Origin of the sequence: Parabacteroides sp. An277, assembly GCF_002159645.1 — a bacterium.
Taxonomy (GTDB): Bacteria; Bacteroidota; Bacteroidia; order Bacteroidales; family Tannerellaceae; genus Parabacteroides.
In genome coordinates this window covers 13787-31898 of sequence record NZ_NFJB01000036.1, presented here as the reverse complement: position 1 = coordinate 31898, position 18112 = coordinate 13787, and the positions used below count along the sequence as shown (strand labels likewise).

At 49.0% G+C, this 18112-nt stretch carries 17 protein-coding genes and 1 pseudogene; 16 read left to right on the top strand and 2 right to left on the bottom strand.

Translation table 11 applies throughout. The features are described 5' to 3' along the window. The first annotated feature begins 448 nt into the window (after positions 1 to 448). Positions 449 to 553, top strand: a complete 105-nt coding sequence (locus B5F77_RS15755; protein ID WP_162608001.1) for a smalltalk protein — start codon at positions 449 to 451, stop codon at positions 551 to 553. 97 nt (positions 554 to 650) lie between these two features. Here B5F77_RS15755 and B5F77_RS12795 read toward each other — a convergent pair whose 3' ends face one another. Beyond that, complete coding sequence (locus tag B5F77_RS12795; RefSeq protein ID WP_087331353.1) at positions 651 to 1163, bottom strand: flavodoxin; 513 nt, start codon at positions 1161 to 1163, stop codon at positions 651 to 653. A 165-nt stretch (positions 1164 to 1328) separates the two neighbouring features. On the opposite strand from B5F77_RS12795, the gene B5F77_RS12790 reads away from it, so the two are divergent. The 8 genes and pseudogenes from B5F77_RS12790 to leuB all read left to right on the top strand — a co-directional run bounded on the left by B5F77_RS12790 (position 1329) and on the right by leuB (position 9623). After that, positions 1329 to 2192, top strand: coding sequence for an MBL fold metallo-hydrolase (locus tag B5F77_RS12790; RefSeq protein WP_087331351.1), 864 nt, complete (start codon positions 1329 to 1331; stop codon positions 2190 to 2192). Between the two features lie 324 nt (positions 2193 to 2516). Further along, a complete protein-coding gene (locus B5F77_RS12785) occupies positions 2517 to 4013 on the top strand; it encodes a 2-isopropylmalate synthase (protein ID WP_087331349.1) in 1497 nt (498 codons plus the stop codon). After that, positions 4013 to 5404: pseudogene (gene leuC / locus B5F77_RS12780) on the top strand (3-isopropylmalate dehydratase large subunit); the annotation flags it as partial. The gene B5F77_RS12785 and the pseudogene leuC, both read left to right, overlap by 1 nt. A gap of 21 nt (positions 5405 to 5425) precedes the next feature. Beyond that, positions 5426 to 5845, top strand: a complete 420-nt coding sequence (locus tag B5F77_RS16020) for a pyridoxamine 5'-phosphate oxidase family protein (RefSeq protein ID WP_239446350.1) — start codon at positions 5426 to 5428, stop codon at positions 5843 to 5845. A gap of 15 nt (positions 5846 to 5860) precedes the next feature. Continuing rightward, positions 5861 to 6463 (top strand): 3-isopropylmalate dehydratase small subunit, encoded by a 603-nt coding sequence (gene leuD, locus B5F77_RS12775; protein ID WP_087331345.1) that lies wholly within the window; start codon positions 5861 to 5863, stop codon positions 6461 to 6463. Positions 6464 to 6477: 14 nt separating this feature from the next. Further along, positions 6478 to 6858 carry a GxxExxY protein gene (locus tag B5F77_RS12770; RefSeq protein ID WP_087331343.1) on the top strand — a complete coding sequence of 127 codons (381 nt, stop codon included), beginning with the start codon at positions 6478 to 6480 and terminating at the stop codon, positions 6856 to 6858. Between the two features lie 72 nt (positions 6859 to 6930). Next, on the top strand, positions 6931 to 8457 hold the full coding sequence (locus B5F77_RS12765; RefSeq protein ID WP_087331341.1) for an alpha-isopropylmalate synthase regulatory domain-containing protein: 1527 nt from the start codon (positions 6931 to 6933) through the stop codon (positions 8455 to 8457). A gap of 104 nt (positions 8458 to 8561) precedes the next feature. Further along, complete coding sequence (leuB, locus tag B5F77_RS12760; RefSeq protein ID WP_087331339.1) at positions 8562 to 9623, top strand: 3-isopropylmalate dehydrogenase; 1062 nt, start codon at positions 8562 to 8564, stop codon at positions 9621 to 9623. Between the two features lie 301 nt (positions 9624 to 9924). Here leuB and B5F77_RS12755 read toward each other — a convergent pair whose 3' ends face one another. Beyond that, positions 9925 to 10272, bottom strand: coding sequence for a hypothetical protein (locus tag B5F77_RS12755; protein WP_087331338.1), 348 nt, complete (start codon positions 10270 to 10272; stop codon positions 9925 to 9927). 232 nt (positions 10273 to 10504) lie between these two features. On the opposite strand from B5F77_RS12755, the gene B5F77_RS12750 reads away from it, so the two are divergent. The 7 genes from B5F77_RS12750 (at position 10505) to rpiB (ending at position 18043) form a co-directional block, all read left to right on the top strand. Beyond that, positions 10505 to 10834 carry a hypothetical protein gene (locus B5F77_RS12750; RefSeq protein WP_087331336.1) on the top strand — a complete coding sequence of 110 codons (330 nt, stop codon included), beginning with the start codon at positions 10505 to 10507 and terminating at the stop codon, positions 10832 to 10834. 20 nt (positions 10835 to 10854) lie between these two features. Continuing rightward, positions 10855 to 11538 (top strand): OmpA family protein, encoded by a 684-nt coding sequence (locus tag B5F77_RS12745; protein ID WP_087331334.1) that lies wholly within the window; start codon positions 10855 to 10857, stop codon positions 11536 to 11538. 175 nt (positions 11539 to 11713) lie between these two features. Next, positions 11714 to 12793 (top strand): aldose epimerase family protein, encoded by a 1080-nt coding sequence (locus tag B5F77_RS12740; protein WP_087331332.1) that lies wholly within the window; start codon positions 11714 to 11716, stop codon positions 12791 to 12793. 45 nt (positions 12794 to 12838) lie between these two features. Then, on the top strand, positions 12839 to 14137 hold the full coding sequence (locus B5F77_RS12735) for an MFS transporter (protein ID WP_087331329.1): 1299 nt from the start codon (positions 12839 to 12841) through the stop codon (positions 14135 to 14137). 164 nt (positions 14138 to 14301) lie between these two features. Further along, positions 14302 to 15453 (top strand): galactokinase, encoded by a 1152-nt coding sequence (galK, locus tag B5F77_RS12730; RefSeq protein ID WP_087331358.1) that lies wholly within the window; start codon positions 14302 to 14304, stop codon positions 15451 to 15453. Between the two features lie 122 nt (positions 15454 to 15575). Continuing rightward, a complete protein-coding gene (locus B5F77_RS12725) occupies positions 15576 to 17606 on the top strand; it encodes a transketolase (RefSeq protein ID WP_087331327.1) in 2031 nt (676 codons plus the stop codon). A 2-nt stretch (positions 17607 to 17608) separates the two neighbouring features. Next, complete coding sequence (rpiB, locus tag B5F77_RS12720; RefSeq protein ID WP_087331324.1) at positions 17609 to 18043, top strand: ribose 5-phosphate isomerase B; 435 nt, start codon at positions 17609 to 17611, stop codon at positions 18041 to 18043. The last annotated feature ends 69 nt before the right edge of the window (positions 18044 to 18112 follow it).

Below are 18112 nucleotides of genomic sequence, written 5' to 3'. Positions count from 1 at the left end.
TTCGCTCAAACACCGAGATTTCTTTACGCTCCGCCCCGGAATTTGCTTTACGCTTCTTCCGTTAGGCCAATCCAATTGACAAAGGACAATGTACAATGGACAATTTCCCTGTTCGTAGGGGCGGAATGTTTCCGCCCTTCTTGCATCAATTTGTTTTTTCAATAAAATAACTAAAAATGCGCATAGGGCGGAAGCATTTCGCCCCTACAAACGAGGAGAGGGAAAAAGAACCGGCCTACGGCTGGTGGGCGTGAAGCGAGCGAGCGGAACGGAGCGTCCGAGAGCATCGCTGTTTGAGCGAAGCGAGTTTGCGGCGCGAACAGCGGAGTGCAGCGAACGAGTAGCCCAGCAGACGCAGCCTTGAACTTTTGGTTCTTTTCTTTCAAGAGAAAAGAACAGAGAAAACTCTAAAAAAAACAGAAAGTTGAATTTAAAAAAAATATCAAATATGGCGAATAAGAAGGAAATTTGGAAGATTGTGATTCAGACGTTGATTACGATATTGACGTCGATCGGGACGGCGCTCGGCGTCGTGAGTTGCGTGGGCATTTAGGTAAGTATGTAATTTGAACACGGAGACGCGGAGCTTTTCATTCATTATTAATTACTCCGCGTCTTTGCATAAGCGCCTATCAAGTAGGGCGTTACGGTCAACCTTCCATCCCGTCTGCCCGGAGTTGTGCAATCCAAGCATCAAGGCGTGCCTCAGTTTGGTCGTCTTCGTTCATTTCGTCGAGCGGACAACCCACGAACTGGCCCTCTACGATGGCCGTTGAGTCGTCGAACGAATAACCGTCGGTTGGTATCGCGCCGATGAAACGGCACCCGGTCTGCTGAAGCTCTTGGTAAATGGTGCCCAGTGCGTTGCAGAAGGTATCGCCGAACGAAGCCGAATCGCCACACCCGAACAGGCCGACGAGTTTCCCCGCAAGGTCTGTTTTCTTCAATTCTTGGAGGAAATCGTACCAATCGTCTTGCAAATCGCCCGAACCCCACGTTGAGCTTCCGAGGAGGAGCACGTCGTAACGAGCTGCTTCTGAAGGCGAGGCGTTGGCGACATTATGTACATCCGAAGCTGCGATTCCTAACTTATCCGCCACGATGTGGGCGATGTTTTCGGTCATTCCTGTCGACGAACCGAAAAAGATTCCTGTTGTTTTCATCTATTTTCTTTTTAGTGAATTAATATCGGTGCAAATGTCCGCTTTTTGCCTTGCCTCTGCAATACCTATTTCCGCGTATTTTGGCTTGTAAGCATACCTATTATTGTGTATATTTGTGCCTATAAATCGATGTACATATAGTTATAAACGAAAGGAGATATCGTTATGAAACGTAGAGCTTGGTTGAAATATGCGGCCGGTAGCGTGTTGTTATGGGCGGCCGGATGTGCGAACGGGAAGAAGCAAGCCTCTGTCGAAAAGGAAAAAGCTGCGGCTGCGCCTGAAGCCGAAGGCGTGCATACGGAGGAGGACGAAGGCGTACGGATTTCGTGGATACAAGACAATGCCCAGGAGCGGCGGATGCCTAATTCGCTTTTCCAAGGGGCAGATTCGGCGCTTATACAGAAACTTTCTCCCGAGGGAGGCGTCTTGGCGTCGGTCAGTTGCTTTCTGGTAGAGAAGGAGGGACGGCGTGCCCTGTTTGATACCGGCGTAGGGGCCGCGGATAGTCGCTTATTGCAGGGATTGAATGCGTTAGGCGTTTCGCCCGAAGCGGTGGATTACCTTTTCCTTACCCATTTCCATGGAGACCATATCGGAGGCATGATGCGCGAAGGGCGAGTTGTTTTTCCGAAGGCGGAAGTCTATGCCTCGCAAAAGGAATACGATGCGTGGATGCAGATGCCAGCCGACAAGAACGCGCAGGTAGTGAAGACGATGGATGCCTATCGCGAGCGGTTGCACCTTTTTGCTTTTGACGATGTGTTGCCTGGTGGCGTGAAATCGCTCGATGGCGTGGGACATACGCCTGGCCATACGCTTTACCAAGTAGGAAACTTCCTCGTGGTGGGCGACTTGATGCACGGGACGGCCCTCCAATTGACGCATCCTGAGATTTGCGCTTCGTATGATATGGACATGCCCCGTGCCGTCAAGACGCGCAAACGTTACCTGGCTTATGCCCGTTCGGAAGGATTGACCCTGGCCGGCATGCATTTCCCGCCCGAAGGATTCATCGCGTTAAAGTGAGATATCTCTTTTATATTATAGGAAGAAACGGTACATAACTTACGATTTATCATTTTTATTCGCAAAAAAGTAATAGATATGTTTTGTATTTCCAGAAAAGGATGTATCTTTGCACCCGATAAATTCAATTAAAAAGAAACGATAATGAGACAAACGAACCGATTGCACATTTGGGGTATTATGATTCTACTCTGGAAACGGAATAGGAAGTGAGTATGCGTGTGCGTTCGGGGATAGATAAATAAAGAAGAAACCTTTCTCACTTCCAAGTGGGAAAGGTTTTTTTGATATAAAAGGTATATAATATATTAAAGGTAAAAAGATATGTCAGACAGATTATTTATTTTCGACACGACCCTGCGCGACGGGGAGCAAGTTCCCGGTTGCCAGTTGAATACGGTCGAGAAGATTCAAGTGGCCAAAGCGCTCGAGGCGCTGGGTGTCGATGTGATTGAGGCAGGTTTCCCAATTTCGAGTCCGGGCGACTTCAAAAGTGTGGTTGAGATTTCAAAAGCGGTCACGTGGCCTACGATTTGCGCGCTCACGCGTGCCGTACAGAAGGATATCGACGTAGCGGCTGAAGCACTCAAATACGCCAAGCGCGGACGCATCCATACGGGTATCGGCACGTCCGACCCACACATCATGTATAAATTCAATTCGAATCGCGAGGAGATTATCGAGCGGGCCGTGGCCGCCACGAAATACGCCAAGAAGTTTGCGGAAGATGTGGAATTTTATTGCGAAGACGCCGGACGGACGGAGAATGAATATCTGGCTCGTGTGGTCGAGGCAGTCATCAAGGCGGGTGCCACGGTGGTGAACATTCCCGATACGACGGGTTATTGCCTCCCCGACGAATATGGCGCGAAGATTAAATACCTGATGGAGCATGTCGACGGTGTCCACAAGGCAATCCTTTCGACGCATTGCCACAATGATTTGGGCATGGCTACCGCCAACACGGTGCAGGGCGTGCTGAACGGAGCGCGTCAGGTGGAGGTCACCATCAATGGTATCGGCGAGCGGGCCGGCAATACGTCGCTCGAAGAAATCGCCATGATATTCAAGAGCCATAAGGAATGCGGCATCACGACCAACATAAACACAACCAAGATATATGGCATCAGCCGCATGGTGTCGAGTCTCATGAACATGCCTGTGCAGCCGAACAAGGCCATTGTGGGGCGCAATGCCTTCGCGCATTCGTCGGGCATCCATCAGGACGGTGTCTTGAAAAACGTGACGACATACGAGATTATCGACCCGAAAGAGGTGGGCATCGATGATAACGCGATTGTCCTCACCGCCCGGAGCGGACGTGCTGCCCTGAAGCATCGCCTGCATGTGTTGGGCATCGACCTGACGCAAGAGAAGCTCGACCAAGTGTATGAGGATTTCCTGAAACTGGCGGATAAGAAGAAAGAGATTACGGATGACGACGTATTGGTATTGGCAGGAGCCGATCGCTCGCAGAACCATCATATCAAGATGGAGTATCTGCAGGTTACGAGTGGTGTGGGCGTCCGTCCGGTGGCCAGCCTCGGCTTGAGCATTGCGGGCGAGAAGTTTGAAGCAGCCTCGTCGGGCAACGGTCCGGTGGATGCCGCCATCAAAGCCCTCAAGCAGATTATCCACCGGCAGATGGTGCTGAAGGAGTTCACCATCCAAGCTATCTCCAAAGGGAGCGACGACGTGGGCAAGGTGCACATGCAGGTGGAATACGACGGACATGTATATTATGGTTTCGGTGCCAACACGGACATCATCGCCGCCTCGGTCGAAGCCTATATTGATGCAATCAACAAATTTGTAAAGTAATGAATACGCTATTTGACAAGATTTGGGACGCGCACATCGTCCAACAAGTAGAAGACGGGCCTACGCAATTGTATATCGACCGTCTGTATTGCCACGAAGTGACCAGTCCGCAGGCTTTCCAAGGGCTGCGCGAACGCGGACTGAAGTGTTTCCGTCCGGACCATATCTATTGTATGCCAGACCATAATACGCCAACGCACGACCAGGATAAACCTATCGAAGACCCCGTGTCGCGCACGCAAGTCGATACGCTGGCGAAGAATGCGAAGGAGTTTGGCCTTACCCACTTTGGCATGATGGACCCGAAGAACGGGATTATCCACGTGGTGGGGCCGGAGCGCGGTCTGACACTTCCGGGTATGACGATTGTCTGCGGCGATTCGCACACCTCCACGCATGGTGCCGTGGGCGCGGTGGCGTTTGGCATCGGGACGAGCGAGGTGGAGATGGTGCTCGCTTCGCAATGTATCCTGCAGACGCGCCCTAAGACGATGCGCATCACGATCGATGGTACGTTAGGCAAGGGCGTGACGGCCAAGGATGTGGCGCTTTATATGATGTCGAAAATGACCACCAGCGGTGCGACTGGCTATTTCGTAGAGTATGCGGGCGAGGCGATTCGTTCGCTTACGATGGAAGGACGTCTGACGCTCTGCAATCTCTCGATTGAGATGGGCGCACGCGGGGGCATGGTGGCTCCAGACGAGGTGACCTTTGCCTACTTGAAGGGACGCGATTATGCGCCGAAAGGAGAGGCGTGGGATAAGGCGGTGGCTTACTGGCGTACGCTGCGGAGTGACGACGACGCGGTGTTTGACAAAGAGGTGCGTTTCGACGCGGCAGATATCGAACCGATGATTACTTACGGCACGAATCCCGGCATGGGCATGGGCATCACGCAATCCATCCCGACGACCGAAGGCATGAGCGACGTAGAGCGCACTTCGTTCGAAAAGTCGATGGCCTACATGGGTTTCCAGCCGGGCGAAAAGCTCTTGGGCAAGCCGATTGATTATGTCTTCCTCGGAGCCTGCACGAATGGACGTATCGAAGATTTTCGTGCGTTTGCTTCGATTGTCAAAGGACGGCAGAAGGCAGCGAATGTGACGGCCTGGCTTGTTCCCGGCTCTTGGCTCGTGGATGCGCAGATTCGCGAAGAGGGTTTGGACAAGGTGTTGGCCGAGGCAGGGTTCGAAATCCGCCAGCCGGGCTGTTCCGCTTGTCTGGCCATGAACGATGATAAGATTCCTGCCGGGAAATATGCCGTCTCGACTTCGAACCGCAATTTCGAAGGCCGTCAAGGTCCCGGTGCGCGTACGCTCCTCGCCAGCCCACTTACGGCGGCTGCAGCAGCGGTGACGGGATGTATTACCGATCCGCGCTCATTGTTGGAATGTAACAGTCATTGTCCTATGAGAAATGTAGAGAAAACAATAGGTCTGCTTATAGACAAACAGAAAGTAGCCTTTATAGGTTCTGTCGACCAAGATGGTTTTCCAAACATGAAAGCTATGCTTGCTCCTCGTAAACGTGAAGGCATCCGGGTTTTTTACTTTACAACCAATACCCATTCGATGCGCGTTACTCAGTACAGAGCGAATGATAAAGCATGCATCTATTTCTGTGATAAGCGTTATTTCCGTGGCGTAATGCTCAAGGGAAGAATGGAGGTATTGACCGATGCCTTACATAAAGAAATGATTTGGCAGGATGGTGATACCTTATATTATAAGGAAGGTGTGACGGATCCTGACTATTGTGTCTTGCGTTTTACGGCTACAAGCGGGCGTTACTATCATGATTTCTCATCCGAAGATTTTATTATAGACTAAATTACTTATAATGCAATGAAACAGAAATTCAACATCATAACAAGCACGTGCGTCCCTCTCCCGCTGGAGAATGTGGACACCGATCAAATCATTCCTGCCCGTTTCCTGAAAGCGACGACGCGCGAGGAGAAATTCTTTGGCGATAATCTGTTCCGCGACTGGCGGTACAATGCCGACGGCTCGCTGAACAGGGACTTTGTATTGAATGACCCGACTTACGGTGGGGAAATCTTAGTGGCAGGCAAGAACTTCGGTTCCGGCTCCAGTCGCGAACATGCCGCCTGGGCCATCGCCGGGTATGGCTTTCGTGTCGTGGTAAGTAGCTTCTTCGCCGATATCCATAAGAATAACGAGCTGAACAACTTCGTTCTGCCCGTCGTGGTAAGCGAAGCCTTCCTGAAGGAGCTGTTCGATTCCATCTATGCCGACCCGAAAACGCTGGTTGAGGTCAATCTCCCGGCGCAGACCATCACGAACCGGGCGACAGGCCGCAGCGAGACATTCGAAATCAATACCTACAAGAAGCACTGTCTGCTGAATGGCCTCGACGACGTCGATTTCTTGGTGGAAAACCGGGGAAAAGTAACGGAGTATGAGAATAAGATAGCACACAGATAACGCAGATTAGACAGATGACCACAGATTATTTATTTAAAGAGGAAACGGATGGTATTATTGCAGCTTTTTATGATGTATATAATACGCTGGGATATGGTTTTTTTGAACGGGTATACCAGAATGCGCTTTATCAAGAGCTGAAGCGTCGTGGCTTCAAATGCGAAGCACAATATAAAGTAAAAGTGTACTTCAAAGGACAAGAAATAGGCGAATATTTTGCTGATATATTGGTAAACAACCATATTATCTTAGAATTAAAGGCCGTTGATTCTATTTGTAACGAACATGAGTTACAACTAATCAATTATCTCAAGGCAACCGAAATAGAAGTAGGATTGCTTCTCAACTTCGGAGAAAAGCCACAAGTACGCCGGAAATTATTTACGAACGACTGAAAAAATAATCTGCGGTCATCTGTCTAATCTGTGTTATCTGTGTGCATTTTGTATTCTAATAAAGAAAAGATTATGAATGAACATCCTCATATAGAAATCATGGATACGACGCTCCGCGACGGGGAACAGACCAGTGGGGTGTCGTTCGTCCCGCATGAGAAGCTGATGATTGCACGTCTGCTGCTCGAGGACTTGAAGGTCGACCGCATCGAGGTCGCCTCGGCACGAGTGTCGGAGGGCGAATTGGATGCGGTGCGGATGATATGCGACTGGGCAGCCCGTCGCGGTTTGCTCTCGCGTGTGGAAGTACTGGGATTTGTCGACGGGCATACGTCGGTGGATTGGATTTACAACGCCGGGTGCCGTGTCATCAATCTCTTGGCAAAAGGTTCGGAAAAGCATTGTGCTTTCCAACTGAAGAAGACGATGCAAGCCCATTTGGAGGATATCCGTGTCGTGGTACAATATGCGCACGAGCGGGATATGGACGTCAATCTTTACCTGGAGGATTGGAGTAACGGCATCAAAGACTCGCCCGATTATGTGTTTGGCTTGATGGACGGGTTGCAAGAAGTAGGCATTCGCCGCTTCATGCTCCCGGATACGCTGGGCATCCTCAATCCGTTGCAAGTGATTGAATACATGCGCAAGATGAAGAAACGTTATCCGAATGTGCATTTCGATTTCCATGCCCATAATGACTATGACCTGGCGGTAAGCAACGTCTTGGCGGCCGTGTTGAGTGGCGTCAAAGGATTGCACACTACTATCAACGGGCTTGGGGAGCGGGCCGGGAATGCGCCGCTTGCCAGTGTGCAAGCTATCCTTAAGGATCATTTCCATGCTATCACGAATATTGACGAGAGCCGCCTGAATGATGTGAGCCGTGTGGTGGAATCCTATTCCGGTATTTCCATTCCTGCCAACAAACCCATTGTGGGAGATAGCGTCTTTACGCAAGTAGCCGGTGTACATGCCGACGGGGATAGCAAGAACAATCTTTATTATAATGATTTGATGCCCGAACGATTTGGCCGGGTGCGTGAATATGCGCTGGGCAAGACGTCGGGGAAAGCGAATATCCGCAAGAACCTCGAAAGCTTGGGATTGGAACTGGACGAAGATTCGATGCGGAAGGTGACGGAACGTATCATCGAGCTGGGCGACCGCAAAGAGCTCGTCACACAAGAGGACTTGCCTTATATCGTCTCGGATGTCTTGAAGCACGACGGCGTGCACAACAAAGTTAAGCTATTGAGCTATTTCGTCACGCTGGCGCAAGGCCTGAAGCCGATGGCCACCCTCTCGATCGAGATAGATGGGCAGACCTATCAGGAAAGCTCCTCGGGCGACGGACAGTATGATGCCTTCGTGCGGGCGCTCCGGAAAATCTATAAAGGCATATTGAACCGGAAGTTCCCGATGTTGCTTAACTATGCCGTGACCATTCCGCCCGGCGGACGGACGGATGCTTTCGTGCAGACCGTCATCACCTGGAGTTTCGAAGGACGGGAATTCCGCACACGCGGACTCGACGCCGACCAGACGGAAGCCGCCATCAAAGCGACTATCAAAATGTTGAACTTAATAGAAGAGTAATGAATCCATCAACAATCGACAGTAGACAATGAATCCTGTTTCAGTATTGAATGATTTGATTGTCAATTGTCAATTTTAAATTGTCAGTTAAAAAAACAAGTAATATGAATTTTAAAATTGCAGTATTGCCCGGCGACGGGATCGGACCGGAGATTTCGGTTCAAGGTGTGAATGTAATGGATGCCGTTTGCCACAAGTTCGGGCATCAAGTAGAATATACTTACGCCCTCTGTGGTGCCGATGCCATCGACAAGGTGGGGAATCCTTTCCCGGAGGAGACGTTCCGAATCTGCCAAGAGGCCGACGCCGTCCTTTTCTCAGCCGTGGGGGATCCGAAATACGATAATGACCCGACCGCTAAGGTGCGCCCCGAGCAGGGACTTCTTGCCATGCGTAAGCAATTGGGGTTGTTTGCGAATATCCGGCCGGTGCAGACGTTTAAGTGCCTGTTGCATAAGTCGCCGCTCCGTGCGGAACTGGTCGAGGGGGCCGATTTCCTTTGCATCCGGGAGTTGACAGGCGGTATGTATTTCGGGGAGAAATATCAAGATAACGACCTGGCGTATGATACCAATAAATACACGCGTCCGGAGATTGAACGTATCCTGAAGGTCGCTTTCGAATATGCGATGAAACGCCGCAAGCACCTCACGGTGGTGGATAAAGCGAACGTCCTCGCTTCTTCGCGCCTCTGGCGTCAGGTAGCACAAGAGATGGCTCCTCAATATCCGGATGTTACGACCGATTATATGTTTGTAGACAATGCCGCCATGCGCATGATTCAAGAACCTACCTTCTTCGACGTCATGGTGACGGAGAATACCTTTGGCGATATCCTGACCGACGAAGGTTCCTGCATCAGCGGTTCAATGGGTTTGCTGCCATCGGCTTCGACAGGCGAAAGTACGCCGGTGTTCGAGCCGATTCACGGTTCGTGGCCGCAGGCGAAGGGGAAAAATATCGCGAATCCTTTGGCGCAAATCCTCTCCGTAGCGATGTTGTTCGAGCATTTCGACTGCCAAGAAGAGGGAAAACTCATCCGGGAGGCCGTAGACGCTTCGCTCGATGCTTGTGTCCGCACGCCTGAAATCCAAGTGGAAGGCGGCGCAAAGTATGGCACGAAAGAGGTCGGCGCATGGATTGTAGAGTATATCCGGAAGGCGTAATGTGGCCATCGAACGATATTTTGAGAGAAAGAAGAGGCTGTGTCGAAATAGGCGCAGCCTCGTTTTTTCTGAAAAAGCAGAAAAAGATAAAGAGAAAGTACGTCGAAATAGGAAATGGGACGCAGAAAAACGCGAACTAAAGCGCAGATAAACGCAGACTTTTTTTAAATGGCTACGCGATATTTACCGCAAAAAAATAAAAATCTGCGTTTATCTGCGCTTTAGTCTGCGTCATCTGCGTGCTATATACCCATTACGACACACCCTCTTTTTTATCGGGCTTCGGGGCCTCATTTTCATTCTAATGGGGAGTTTCCTTATGTAACAAAATAGGTTCGCGGAGCGAGACGACAGTCTCAAAACCGTTGAAAATGCTATTTGGTCGACCAAATTTCATTTCCAATGCGATTGGAAGCCCATTTGGTTGACCAAAATCCATTTTCAACGCGATTAGAAGCCTATTTGGTCGACCAAATTTCATTTCCAATGCGATTAGAAGCCCATTTGGTTGACCAAAATCCATTTTCAACGCGATTGGAAGCCCATTTGGTTGACCAAATTTCATTTCCAATGCGATTAGAAGCCCATTTGGTTGACCAAAATCCATTTTCAACGTGATTGGAAGTCCAATTTCTATCAGAAATTCCATTTTCCACGTTTTGGGAAGTCTTTTCCCTTCATAAAATGTGAATTTTCAAGCGATTGGAAGGAGAAGGCGACTTGGGGAAGAGGCTACCAATCGGATAGAGCGCGTCGTTCCGAAGCGGAGGAATCCTGATAAAGTGTTCAGTGGTTATGGCAAGTTTAAAAATTTTCCGAACCTCATGGTGATATCCAAATTAAAGTGTTATATTTGCTCTAAATTTTAAAAACGAAGGATTATGAGTGAAAAACAGGATTGGATGTACGACGAAGAAGAATCGGTAAAGTTTATACAGAACTATTTGCCGCAAGAGCTGAAGGGCAAGTTCAGCCACGACGACATTAATTACATCGTCGATTTGATTTATGAATTCTACGAAAAGAAGGGATTCATGAGCGAAAACCTGCCCGACGATAGCGAGGTGGAAATCGACGAAGAAGAATTAACGACCTTTGTCGTGAAGAATGCCCAAAAAGACGGGGTAGGAAAGTTTACGCCGGAGGAAATCGCTTTTATTGTCCAAGGCGAAATGGCATATTGCGATTCGTTGGGTATGTTTGACGATTAAACTTTTAAAATAGATAAGTCATGAAAAGTTTGAAGATTTTGACAGCCTTGTTGCTGTCGGTAGCACTGGTCTTTTCCAGTTGCGGGACGTGGAATAACACGCAAAAAGGAGCTGCTATTGGTGTAGGCGGCGGAGCTGCGGTAGGTGCCGGCGTAGGTGCTTTGGCGGGTAATACGGCGTTAGGTTCGGTAATTGGCGCAGCAGTAGGCGGAGCGGCCGGCGCGTTGATTGGCAAGAAGATGGATAAACAGAAGAAGGAATTGGAAGCCACATTGCCGGAGGAGACGACGGTTGAGACCATCAACAATGGGGAAGCATTGAAAGTAACGTTCGATTCGGGTATCCTCTTCGCGACCAACTCGAGTACGTTAAGTGATGCGTCGAAAAGCGCATTGCGGAATTTGGCTACCAGCTTGAACCAAAATCCGGATACGGATATTAAGATTGTAGGTCATACGGACAATACCGGAGCCGTAGATTACAACCAGACGTTGTCCGAGAAACGTGCGAAGAGCGTGTTCGATTATTTAATGGTCGACCAAGGCGTGAGCAGCAAACGTATGACGTATGAGGGTAAAGGTGTCCACGAGCCGGTAGCTGATAATAGCACCGCAGAAGGACGGGCTTTGAATCGACGGGTGGAAATCCTCATTTTGCCGAGCGAGCAAATGATTCAAGATGCCCAAAACGGCACATTGCAATAAGAAACAGACTGCGAATCGGCGCGTGGTTGTCTCTCTCAGAGAGGCGCCACGCGTTTGTTTTGTAGTGTATTTGTAATAAAAAACGGAAAAGCTGTTGAAAAACATATCCAAATATGATGCTTGTTTGGCAGAAGAGTTCTAATTTTACGCACAAAAATAAGAAATGTTTATACGCATGGAAAACAAAATGACAAAATCAGGTTTGCTTCCTGAGCATTTTTCTAAGCAAATAGAAGGCGAGAACATAGGTCTTTGCACGTTAGTAAACAAGCAAGGTGCAGAAGTAGTAGTAACAAATTATGGCGCGAAAATCGTGTCGTTGATGGTTCCGGACAAAGAGGGACGATTGACGGATGTGGTGTTGGGTCATGCCTCTATCGACGATTATCTTTCGTCGGGCGAACCCACCTTTGGAGCCACGTGCGGACGATATGCCAACCGAATCGCGAAGGGACATTTCGTGTTGGACGGCGTAGCGTATGAGTTGCCCATCAACAACGGACCCAATAGCCTCCACGGTGGAGTGCGTGGATTCCATTTCCGTGTCTGGAAGATGAAACAGCTGGATGCGCAGACGGTCGAGCTGAATTATACCGCTGCCGATGGGGAAGAGGGTTATCCCGGAGAATTGGCTGTCGTATTGACTTATCAATGGACGGATGCGAACGAATTGGTGATTTCTTACCGCGCGGAAACCTCGAAACCGACCGTGGTAAACCTCACGAACCATTCCTATTTCAATCTTTCGGGCGAAGGAGACCGTTACATCGGTGATCATCTGTTGACTATTTATGCCGATACGTATCTCCCGACCGACGAGACCGCTATTCCTTACGGACCGGCCGAACCGGTGGAAGGGACTCCGATGGATTTCCGTACGCCGCACGAGATAGGGGAACGTATCAATCAGACCGAATTCCAACAAATTGTGTACGGCGAGGGCTATGACCATTGCTACGTCTTGAATAAAAAAGAGGAAGGTGAAATGGTATTGGCAGCCCGTTGCTCTTCTCCCAAGACGGGTATCGTGATGGAAACTTATACGGATCAGCCGGGCGTGCAGCTCTATACCGCCAACTGGCTCAACGATTCCATCATCGGGAAGAACGGACATCCTTATCCCGAGCGTTGTTCCTTCTGTCTGGAAACGCAACATTACCCCGACAGTCCGAACAAACCGGAATATCCCTCGACTGTCTTACGTCCGGGCGAGACGTTCCGCAGTCAGACCATTTATAAATTTGCAGTAGAATAACACACGTATAATAATAAATTAATAACATAACAACAAATTAAATCTATGACTCAACAAAAGAAACAATGGGGTGCTATCATCATCATGATTGCGCTCTTTGCTATGATTGCATTCGTAACGAATTTATGTTCGCCTATGGCCATCATTGTGAAGAACCAATTTGGGGCTTCGGATATTTTGGCGCAGGTAGGTAATTATGGAAACTTTATCGCTTACTTGGTAATGGGTATTCCTTCCGGTATGTTGATTAAGAAGTTTGGGTACAAAAAAACGGCGATGCTGGCCTTAGTGGTAGGTATCGTTGGTATTTTGGTACAATGGATGAGCGGCTGGGATTCGATTCAGAGTTTCGGCGTTTATTTGATTGGTGCATTTATTGCCGGTTTCTGCATGTGTATGTTGAATACGGTGGTAAATCCGATGTTGAACACTTTGGGTGGTGGCGGAAACAAGGGTAACCAGTTGATTCAGCTTGGCGGCGTGTTTAATAGTAGTGCAGCCGTGGCAGTGTATATCATCATGGGAGCTTTGATTGGCGACGCGACAAAAGCGAAGATTTCCGACGCGACACCGGCTTTGTTCATCGCTTTGGCTGTCTTTGTTGTGGGACTTATCGTATTGATGTTCTCTAAGATTGAGGAACCGGTGCAGACTACAGAGACTGTGAAGGCTTCTAACGATAAATATAGCGCTTTCTCGTTCCGTCATTTTAAACTGGGTATCTTGGCCATCTTCCTTTACATGGGTATTGAAGTGGGCACGCCGACTTACATCCTGCAGTATTTAACCTCTTCGCCCGATTCTGCTACGCCAGGTTTAGGAATGGATGCGACGATTGTGGGTTTGATTGTGGCTGTTTATTGGTTGATGATGCTCGTAGGCCGCTTCGTGGGTAGTGCGATTGGTGATAAGATTTCCAGCCGTGCGATGATTACGACTGTATCGACGCTTAGTTTGTTGCTCGTAGCTTTCGGTATGTTTGCGCCGACGGATGTGATGGTAAATGTGCCAGGTATCGACTGGGCGAATCTGAATTTGATTTGGGCGGAAGTTCCCATCGGAATCTTTGCCTTCCTGTTGGTAGGTTTGTGTACTTCGGTTATGTGGGGCGGTATCTTCAATATGGCAGTCGAAGGTTTGGGTAAATATACTTCTATCGCTTCGGGTGCTTTCATGACGATGGTGTTCGGTTGCGCTGTGATGGTGGCTATCCAGGCTTGGGTGGCTGATGCGACCAGTAGCTACCTGACGAGCTACATCGTAGTCCTCTTCTGTGCTGCCTACATATTATATTATGCATTGGCTGGTTCGAAGAATGTGAATACCGATATCCCAGTAGAGTAAGAACGCATTTGGATCCCTAGCTAGGGGTATCGACAACACCCTAGCTAGGGGTATTCTTGCCACCCACTCGTGGGGTACTGTAAGGGGGTACGCGTGGGGTATTATTCCCTATATAGAAAAGTGTATTATAGATAATAAAAAAGATAGAGATTATGAATATAGAAATGAAAAACAAAGTAGACAATAAGTTCCAAGAGCTGTTTCAGACGGAAGGAACGTTTTATACGTCGCCGGGCCGTATTAACCTGATTGGCGAACATACAGATTATAACGGTGGTTTCGTATTTCCAGGCGCGATAGATAAGGGAATGATCGCTGAAATCAAACCGAATGGCACCGATAAAGTCCGTGCTTTTGCCATTGATTTGAATGATTATGCGGAATTTGGCCTGAAGGAAGAAGATGCGCCGAAAGCAAGCTGGGCGCGTTACATCTTCGGCGTATGCCGCGAAATCAGCAAGCGGGGAGGCGAAGTGAAGGGCTTCGATACGGTATTTGCGGGTGACGTTCCGCTGGGCGCAGGCATGTCGTCGTCGGCTGCATTGGAGAGCACGTATGCCTTTGCGTTGAACGAATTGTTCGGACTGGGAATCGACAAGTTCGAATTGGCGAAGATTGGACAATCGACAGAACATAACTATTGCGGCGTGAATTGCGGCATCATGGACCAATTTGCGTCTGTATTCGGACAGAAGGGACATTTGATTCGTTTGGACTGCCGTTCGCTGGAATACAAATATTTCCCGTTCGACCCTGAAGCTGCGGGCTACAAGCTGGTGTTGTTGGATTCGGTGGTGAAGCATGAGTTGGCATCGTCGGCCTACAACAAACGTCGCCAGTCGTGCGAGAACGTGGTAGCAGCCATTAAGCGTAACCATCCGGAGGTGGAATTCCTACGCGACGCGACGGCCGAAATGCTGAACGAAGTAAAAGAGGAAGTGAGCGCCGAGGATTATATGCGTGCCGAATATGTGATTGAGGAAATTCAACGTGTGCTCGACGTGTGCGACGCATTGGAGAAGGGCGATTACGAAACCGTGGGTGAAAAAATGTATGGTACACACCATGGAATGAGTAAACTTTATGAAGTGAGCTGTGAGGAACTGGACTTCCTGAACGACATCGCGAAGGAATGCGGCGTGACGGGGTCGCGCGTCATGGGCGGTGGTTTCGGCGGATGCACTATCAATTTAGTCAAAGCCGATAAATACGATGCCTTTGTAGCGAAGGCATTTGCCGAATATACAAAGAAATTCGGTCATGAACCGAAGTTGTACGACGTAGTGATAAGCGACGGAGCCAGACGGTTGGCATAAGCCCATTCGCGAGCTGGAAAAAGAACGAAGAGATAATCTGTTTTCTGCGGATTATCTCTTTCTTTTTGGTCAACTTGTGAATTATGCCTATTTTTGCAGGCAAATAACGAATTAGTAGCGATATGAACGACATTAAATTGATGAACCGAGCAGCCGATAACATTCGTATCTTAGCTGCGTCAATGGTTGAGAAGGCTAAGTCCGGTCATCCGGGCGGAGCAATGGGTGGTGCCGATTTTGTGAATGTATTGTTCTCTGAATTCTTGGTATACGATCCGAAAAATCCGATGTGGGAAAGCCGGGATCGTTTCTTTTTGGATCCAGGTCATATGTCTCCTATGCTGTATGCCGTATTGGCGTTGGCGGGCAGATATACTTTAGATGAATTAAAGGATTTTCGCCAGTGGGGCAGTGTGACTCCAGGGCATCCCGAAGTCGATTTCCGCCGTGGAATAGAAAATACCTCTGGTCCGTTGGGACAAGGACATACGTATGCAGTAGGTGCTGCTATCGCTGCCAAATTTTTGCAAGCCCGTCTGGGTAAAGAGGCTATCGACGAGACGATTTATGCTTATATCTCGGATGGTGGCATCCAGGAGGAAATCTCGCAAGGTGCAGGTCGTGTGGCGGGTACGTTGGGATTGGACAATTTGATTATGTTCTATGATGCCAACAACGTTCAGCTCTCTACCATGGTGGATGAAGTGGACGACGAAAATATAGCCATGAAATATGAAGCATGGGGTTGGAAAGTAATTACGATAAATGGTAACGATGTAGCAGAAATCCGCCGTGCGCTCACCGACGCAAAAGCAGAAAAGGAACGGCCTACCTTAATTATTGGCCGAACCATTATGGGTAAAGGCGCGCTGGGTGCGGATTTGAGTAGCTATGAAAATAAGGTCTCTACGCATGGACAACCGCTCTCGGCTGCGGGCGTTTCTATCGAAGAAACCATTAAGAATTTAGGTGGAAATCCGGAAAATCCTTTTGAAATCTTCCCCGAAGTGGCTGAAATGTATGCCCGTCGTGCGGAGGAATTGAATACGTTAATGGAGGAACGGAAAGCGGTGAAGGCGGCATGGGCGGCTGCTCATCCGGATTTGGCGCAGAAGTTGGAAGATTGGTTCTCCGGTAAGATTCCACCTATCGATTGGGCTGCCATCCAGCATAAGGCAAATCAACCGACACGTGCTGCTTCGGCGAATGTGTTGGGCGTGTTGGCTTCAACCGTGGAAAATATGATTTGCGCTTCAGCCGATTTGTGTAATTCGGATAAGACGGACGGTTTCTTGAAGAAAACGCATGCCTTTAAGCGGGGTGATTTCACGGGCGCTTTCTTCCAAGCTGGTGTGGCCGAGCTGACGATGGCTTGCGTCTGCATTGGTATGGCTTTGCATGGCGGCGTATGGGCTGCTTGCGGAACTTTCTTTGTGTTCTCTGATTATATGAAACCAGCGTTGCGCATGGCTGCATTGATGGAACTTCCGGTGAAATTCATTTGGACGCACGATGCCTTCCGCGTAGGCGAGGATGGCCCGACGCATCAACCGGTAGAACAAGAGGCGCAAGTCCGTTTGTTGGAAAAGATGAAGAATCACAGCGGAAAGAATTCAATGTTGGTGCTTCGTCCGGCCGATGCCGCCGAAGCAACTGTGGCTTGGAAGATGGCTATGGAGAATGTCGATTCGCCGACAGGTTTGATATTCTCGCGCCAGGCAGTGAAGGATTTGCCTCGCGAACGCCCGTACGAAGAAGCCTTGAATGCCGAACGCGGCGCTTATATTATTAACGAGGATGCGGATGCCGATGTGACGCTTTTGGGTTCCGGTTCGGAAGTATCGACCTTGGTGGATGGCGCTGCTTTGTTGCGTGCAGAGGGCGTGAAGGTGCGTATTGTCTCGATACCGTCGGATGGATTGTTCCATTGCCAAAGCAAAGAGTATCAGGATTCCATTCTTACGCCCGGCAGCAAGATATTTGCCCTCACGGCAGGTCTTCCTTTCTGCATGGAGAATTTGGTAGGACCGAACGGGAAAGTATGGGGTATGAATTCGTTTGGTTATTCGGCTCCTTTTAAAGTATTAGATGAGAAATTAGGCTTTACGGCCCAAAATGTATATAACCAGGTAAAAGAATTATTAGCAAAATAAGCATGAAGGTAATAGGATTTTGTAGCGACCATGCAGGTTTTGAACTGAAAGAGTATTTGAAAACGGTATTGTCCGGACGCGGATGGGAGTGTAAAGATTTTGGAACGTATTCGACGGATAGCTGTGATTATCCGGATTTTGCCCATCCGTTGGCACGGGCTGTCGAGGCGGGCGAAGTCTATCCGGGCATCGCTATTTGCGGGACGGGTAACGGAATCAGCATGACGCTCAACAAACACCAGGGCATTCGTGCGGCGCTTTGCTGGTCTACGGAAATCGCAGCTTTAGCCCGGGCGCACAACGATGCGAACGTGCTCTCGATGCCGGGACGCTTCCTCACGAAAGAGGAAGCCGTGAAAATCGTGGAAGCCTTCTTCGAAACACCTTATGAAGGCGGACGCCATCAGCGCCGAATTGATAAGATTCCAGTTCGCTGAACATCGCAGAATTAAAAAGATTCATTACCTTTGCAGCGGTTTTTTGGACGTTATAAAAATAGGTTTTAT